At 67.0% G+C, this 6365-nt stretch carries 6 protein-coding genes; 3 read left to right on the forward strand and 3 right to left on the reverse strand.

Annotated elements, in window-relative coordinates:
- Window positions 1–91: 91 nt before the first annotated feature.
- From ACFQ53_RS17610 to ACFQ53_RS17620, 3 genes are read right to left on the reverse strand one after another with little or no spacing between them, the layout of a single operon-like run.
- A complete protein-coding gene (locus ACFQ53_RS17610; RefSeq protein ID WP_377862261.1) occupies window positions 92–475 on the reverse strand; it encodes a hypothetical protein in 384 nt (127 codons plus the stop codon).
- 10 nt (window positions 476–485) lie between these two features.
- Window positions 486–1394, reverse strand: coding sequence for a carbohydrate ABC transporter permease (locus tag ACFQ53_RS17615; protein ID WP_377862263.1), 909 nt, complete (start codon window positions 1392–1394; stop codon window positions 486–488).
- A complete protein-coding gene (locus tag ACFQ53_RS17620) occupies window positions 1391–2656 on the reverse strand; it encodes an ABC transporter substrate-binding protein (protein ID WP_377862265.1) in 1266 nt (421 codons plus the stop codon). Before ACFQ53_RS17620 ends, ACFQ53_RS17615 begins: the two co-directional genes overlap by 4 nt.
- A 244-nt stretch (window positions 2657–2900) precedes the next feature.
- Between ACFQ53_RS17620 and ACFQ53_RS17625 the strand changes: the two genes are divergently transcribed.
- The 3 genes from ACFQ53_RS17625 to ACFQ53_RS17635 all read left to right on the forward strand — a co-directional run bounded on the left by ACFQ53_RS17625 (window position 2901) and on the right by ACFQ53_RS17635 (window position 6262).
- Window positions 2901–3875 carry a LacI family DNA-binding transcriptional regulator gene (locus ACFQ53_RS17625; RefSeq protein ID WP_377862267.1) on the forward strand — a complete coding sequence of 325 codons (975 nt, stop codon included), beginning with the start codon at window positions 2901–2903 and terminating at the stop codon, window positions 3873–3875.
- 227 nt (window positions 3876–4102) lie between these two features.
- Window positions 4103–5200, forward strand: a complete 1098-nt coding sequence (locus tag ACFQ53_RS17630) for a glycoside hydrolase family 172 protein (protein ID WP_377862269.1) — start codon at window positions 4103–4105, stop codon at window positions 5198–5200.
- 132 nt (window positions 5201–5332) lie between these two features.
- Window positions 5333–6262, forward strand: a complete 930-nt coding sequence (locus tag ACFQ53_RS17635) for a carbohydrate kinase (protein ID WP_377862271.1) — start codon at window positions 5333–5335, stop codon at window positions 6260–6262.
- Window positions 6263–6365: the final 103 nt, after the last annotated feature.

Genomic DNA, 6365 nt, shown 5'->3' on the forward strand with positions numbered 1-6365 from the left:
CCTCTCCCGAAGCTCGTCCGGGTACTTCCTCGGTGCTGCCATGCTCCTCATCCTCCCGTGGATTCAGAGCCTCCACCAGACCCGGGGCGATTCACCCGGTCTCGGCGTAGCCGGTGAACAGCGGCCGCAGGAACGCCTGCGCGGGGAACAAGGATCCGGCGTAGATGAGCCAGAACCAGAGGACGCGCCGGCCGCCGGGAATCGCGGTGAGCGCGAACCCGGCGAAGGCGGCCACGAGGACGGCGAGGCAACCGGCGACCACGGCGTAGGCGAGGCTGTTGAGCATCGACGGGCCCAGCTGCGCGGCGTCCCATGCCGCGGCCATGTTCTCGAAGATGGCCACGCCGCCGGGCAGCCAGCGGACGTCGCCGGTGTAGGCATCGTTGGGGGTGAAGGCGTTGACGACGATCAGGTAGGTGGGGACGAACCAAATCAGCGCGAGCAGGACGACAACGAGGGATCGGAGGGTCTTCACGGGATGCTCCTCAGGGCGTGCGCAGCTGCTTGCGCAGGTAGGCGACGGAGACGGCGACGACGATGATCGTCAGGACCACGGCGATGGCGGCTCCCGACCCGGGCCGCTGGAGGACGAAGCTCTGCCAGTACATGGACACCGCCAGGGTTTCGGTGGCGCGTCCGGGGCCGCCGTTGGTGAGGACCCAGATCAGGTCGAAGGACTTCAGGCCGTTGGCGAGACTGATGCCCATCACGACCGCGGTCGAGGTGCGCAGCTGCGGCACGACGATCAGCCGGAATCGGCGGATGCCGTCGACGCCGTCGAGCGCTGCGGCCTCGATGGTCTCTCGCGGAATGCCTTGGAGTCCGACCAGGTAGAGGATGACGGCGACCCCTGTGGCTTGCCAGGAGTTGGCGATGATCAGGACGATCGTATTGCCGGGCCAGTTCAGCAGCCAAGGTTGGGCGAGTGCGTCGAGGCCGATGCCGCGCAGCAGCGAGTTGAGCGCACCGTCGTCCTGAAGGACGAAGTTCCACACCACGGCCACCGCGGTCCCCGAGAGGGCGTAGGGCAGGACGATCGCGAGGCGGGCGTACTTGCCCCACGGGACGGAGTTCGTCAGGGCGGCGATCGCCAGCCCCAGACCCACGGGGATGACGACGGTTCCCACCAGCCAGAACAGCGTGTTGACGCTGGAACGCACGATCACCGGATCGGTGACCAGGCGGGCGTAGCTGGACAGGCCGGCGAAGCCCGGGTCGACCACGGCGTCGTCAAGGAGGCTGCGCCCGACGGTGAGCGCGAAGGGCAGCAGCGCGAGCAGGCCCACGAGCACTACGGCCGGAGCGAGGAACAGCAGGCGCGGTCTGCCGCGGACCACCCGGTCACGGCGACGCTGGGCGGACAGTGCCTCGCCGCGGTCGGTCAGAGCGCTCATCGTGTCGCCTCCTGCCAGTAGGACCATTCGGACTCGGCCTTGCGCTGGAGGGACTCCAGCACGCCCCGCGGGTCCGAGGGGTCGGCCATGAAGCCGCCCAAGTCTTGCGTCACTCCCACCACGAGCGGTGGCGGCGAGTTCTCCCAGTACCGGTTGACGACTTCGAAGCCTTCGCCGAGGATCGTCTCCTTGATGCGCTGGCTCATCGGATCGGACCAGGTGACCTTCGGGTTCGCGCTGGATCCGTTGAGAAAGTCGGACCAGGGCTCCTGCACCTTCGGGGAGAGCCAGGACGCCAGCGCCTCCGTCGCCTCGGCGCGGTGGCGCGAGCGGTCGGGGACCACGAGCCCCGCGATCTCTGTGACCACCGTCGGGGATGGGGCCTGCACGGCCGGGAGGAGGAATGCGTCGAACCCGGTCCCGGGGGCCATGCCCGCAAGCTCCATCGACTGGGTGCTCCAGCTGACCGGGGTGGGCTGCATGCCGATGCGGCCGTTGGCGAGCATGGACGGGAAATTGTCGCCGACCGAGTCCGCGCTGGTGTGCAGCCCGTCTCGGATCATGCTCTGCCACAGCTCCATCAGGCCCACCGCCCGGTCGTCCAAGAAGGAGGCCTCGTTCCGGCACAGTGCGCGGTACCAGTCAGTGTCGTAGGCGGAGGCCAGCATGCTGAACCAGTTCGCCACGGGCCAGATGTTCATCTGCGTGGTGCCGATCGGCGTCACGCCGCCCTTCTTGAGCGCTCTGCACACCGCGAGGAACTCGTCCCACGTGCCGGGGGCTTCGAGTCCGAGGCGCGCGAAGACCTCGAGGTTGTAGAACATGGCGTAGTAGCCCTGGATGAGGGGCATGCCGTAGATGCCCCCGTCGTACGTGAAGTCTTGCCGCATGTCGTCGTCCAGCCAGCCGGCCGCGACCGACGAGTCCCAGGCGCTGCCGAGGTCGGCCAGCGACCCGGTCCGCGCGAGGTCCTTCATCCGGTAGCCACTCCCCCATTTGACGAGGTCCGGCGGGTTCTTCGTCTGCAGCAGCGAGCGGATCACCTGCTCGTAGGAGGAGGCGTTCGGGATCGTCTGCGGGGACAGGCCCCATCCCGTTCGCCTGCGGAGCGCGTCGCCGGCGGCGCGGTACCCGGGCTCCCACGACGCGGCGTCGTTGAAGAACTGCAGGTCGCTGGCGGAACCTGTCTCCGTCGTACCGCATGCGCTCGTCATGCCTGCGAGGCCCAGGGCCCCGGCGGCCAAGAAGCTGCGTCGTCGCATGCTCCCTCACTTCCTCGTCAATGGCCTCGACGTCATCTCAGGCGACTGTGCCCGATTGCATGACATCCTTGTCTCAAGTCTCGAAGGGACTGCCGCCCATGACCAGTGACGAAGACGCGGAATGAGGGTTGTCAACTGGGCTTAGGACGTGATGAGGCAGGTGGGAGGACATGACAACGGTGACATCTTTTAAGGTCGGCCCTGAGGCATCTTGCCTGTTCGAGGCTTCATGCAGAGTCCGCTCATGAACCGGAATCGCCCAGCGACGATCCGAGACGTCGCCGAGCGGGCGGGCGTGAGCACCAAGACGGTCTCACGCGTGATGAACCGGGACGGGTACGTCGCTGAGGGCACCCGCGCGCGGGTCCTCGCCGCGATCGCGGCGCTGTCCTACCGGCCCAACCCGGCCGCGCAGAGCCTGCGGCGGGCGAGCTCCCGCTCGATCGCGGTGGTGGTCGAGGACATCTCCGAGCCGTTCGCCGCCCAGGTGACGCTCGCTGTAGAGCACGCCGTGGACGACGGCACCGTCGTCATCGTCTCCTCGAGCCTGGGGGATCCCGTGCGCGAGGCCGAGATCCTCGCGACGCTCGCCGCTCGCCAGATCGACGGCGTGGTCCTCGCTCCCACTCGTACCCCGCGGCCGCGGCTCCTGCGCTGGATGGGCCGGACCGCAGTGGTGTGCGTGGACCGCCCCCTGCCCGGTGAGCGCACCGACGTTGTCCTGTCCGACAACGGGCGAGGCATGCAGGACGCCGTCGAGCACCTGCTCGCCCAGGGCCATCGACGGATCGCCTACGTCGGCGACGCCCCAGAGGTGTTCGCCGAGGCAGAGCGGCTGGAGGGGTACCGGGCGGCACTGGCCAGCCACGGGGTGGCGGAAGATCGCGCGCTCATCTACGAACGTCAGCCTGACGCTGAACGCACGCGCCGACACCTCGCCTGGCTCGCCCAACTCCCCTACCCACCGACGGCCTTCGTCTCCGGCAACTCCCTGTCCACTCTCGCCATGATCCGAGCCGGCTTCGATGCTGGAGCCGCTTCCTTCATCGCCTTCGACGACTTCCCCCTCGCCGAAGTGGTGTGCGGTGGAGTGAACGTTGTCGCCCAGGACGCCGCTGCCCTAGGCACGGAAGCCACGCACACGCTCCTGAGGCGGATCGCCAACGACGACGCGCCGGTGAAGGCGTCCCGCATCGCGACACAACTAATCCTGCGGTAGGAGCCCAGAGCTGATCGATGGTCCGACACGTCGGTCGATTTCGTCGCCACCTCCCACTGCGGTGCCCCAGCTTTGCGTCAAGCGATTGACGCTTCTACCTTTCCCCGCGAAGGGATGTGCAGCGATCTTGCCAGTCTGCCGCAGAGGTCAATGGTCCCTCCTCGCCCAATCCAGAGTCGATATTCCGGCAGCCCTGGGCACGATTACTACGTGAGAAGGAGCACCACGTGCTCGACGTGTTCGACCCAATCCGCATGCAGCGCGGCATCACCTCCCGCGCTTTCAACGCTGAGAACCCGCAGGGTCTCAAAGGGGCGGCAGCGCAGGCCGCCTCGCTCCTCGGCGTCGGCCGCAAGGGAGCGCCAGCGGTCGACCTGAGCCCCGGTCAGGAACTGGTCCTCGCGGATGTCGAGGGCCCCGGGGTCATCCGACATATCTGGATCACGTGCAATGCGATCACCGAGGTGGATCCTTTCGTATACCGCAATCTCGTGCTGAAGATGTATTGGGACGACTCGCCGGTCCCGTCCGTCGTGGCCCCGCTGGGGGACTTCTTCTGCTGCGGCGGCGCGGTCTCCAGCAGGGTCGAGTCCTTGCCGATCGTGGTCGCGCCGAACTCCGGCTTCAACTCCTACCTCGCGATGCCGTTCCGTACTCGCGCGAGGGTCGTCGTCGTCAGCGAGCATCCCGACACAGTAAAGGGGTTTTTCTACCAGGTCGATGCCACCACCGGGGACGAAGTCGGCGAGGACTCCGGCTACTTCCACGCGCAGTGGCGGCGATCCAACGGTGACCTCGGTGCAGGCAACGACCACGTCGTACTGGACACGGTCCAGGGGCGCGGCGTCTACCTGGGCACCTTCTTCTCGGTGACGTCCCTGGAGCGCTACTGGTGGGGCGAGGGCGAGATCAAGTTCTTCGTCGACGGGGACGAGCAGTGGCCCTCGCTGACCAGCACCGGACTCGAAGACTACGTCGGTGGATCCTGGGCGTTCCAGGACGGCCTGCACAAGGACCCTGAGCCGGTGCCGATCACGTACTCCAGCCACTCCTTCGGCCTCACCCGCGTCGCCACGAAGGAGACGACGAAGTTCTCGAACTACGAGCGCGCCATGCCACCGCAGTTCGACATGTACCGCTGGCACCTCCTGGACCCGATCCACTTCGCCGAGGACCTGCGGGTCACCCAGCAGATGATCGGCGACTGGGACAACGGGCTGTTCGAGCGCAACGACGACGTCGCCAGCGTCGCCTACTGGTACCTCGACCTCCCGATCGGCGTCGACGGAAAGATCGGATCCCCGCAGGAACGCAGGCCGAGGTAGGCAGCCGCGACCCGGGCCCCATGGCATAGCCGAGAGTCCGGGTCTCCGTGACACGCGACCTCGAATACCGCGGCCTCGTTCTGCGAGCCACGAGGACACCCCCACGCAACGCCCACGCAGAGAGGACCCACCGTGAATCAGGGAGACGAGCAAGGACCTAACGCGTCCGCACTGGTCATTGGCGAGTCGCTGGTCGATGCGGTCCTCGACGCGGAGGGACGTCGATCAGTCCATCCAGGCGGGAGCCCGCTGAACGTCGCTGTCGGCCTCGGCCGGCTCGGCCTCCCCACCCAGCTCGCGACGTGTATCGGCGACGACCGGAACGGTGACCTCATCCGAAGCCACCTCGCGGAAGCCGGAGTAGCAGTGCATCCGGGCAGCTCGGCATCGGAGCGCACCGCGACGTCTCGCGCGAGCCTCGACGTCGACGGCTCCGCGAGCTACGAGTTCGACGTCGAGTGGCAGCTCGAAGAGTTCTGGCCCGAGGACCCACTCTTGGTGCACACGGGCTCTCTCGCCACTATCCTCGAACCCGGCGCGAGCAGCGTCGAATCCATGCTGAGTCACCTCTCTTCCTCCGTACTCGTTACCTTCGACCCCAACATCAGGCCATCGCTGGCCCCTTCACTCGAGGCTGCGCGACGCCAGACGGAGGGCTTCGCCTCCCTCGCCCACGTCGTGAAGATGAGCGAAGAGGACGCCTCCTGGCTCTACCCTGGCAGAAGCAGGCACGCCATCGCCGAGCAGTACGCATCGCTTGGAGTCACGCTGTTCGTCCTTACCCGCGCCGAGCGCGGATGCAGCGTCGCATCCGGTGATGTCTTCCGCGACATCCCTGCTGAGCCGGCTGGCGTCGCCGACACGGTCGGAGCAGGCGACGCCTTCATGTCTGGTCTCATCTTCGAGATCATCCGCTCCGAGGGCATCGAGCAGCTGATCGCTCACAGAGCCGATCGCGAGTTCATCGAAACGTGCGCCCGGACCGCGCTCCAAAGCGCGGCGATCACAGTGTCCCGACCCGGCGCGAACCCTCCCAGCAGACACGAGCTAGGGAGTGTCTGACAAAGCTTGGGACTGCCGCATGATCAGGTGACAGTTGTGGTGTCAGGCCGCGAGGCTCACGGCCGGTTTCATGATGGTCTCGTATTCGATGGGGGTCAATCGG

It is taken from the genome of Brachybacterium sp. NPDC056505 (assembly GCF_042794925.1).
In the GTDB taxonomy this organism is placed as follows: domain Bacteria; phylum Actinomycetota; class Actinomycetes; order Actinomycetales; family Dermabacteraceae; genus Brachybacterium; species Brachybacterium kimchii.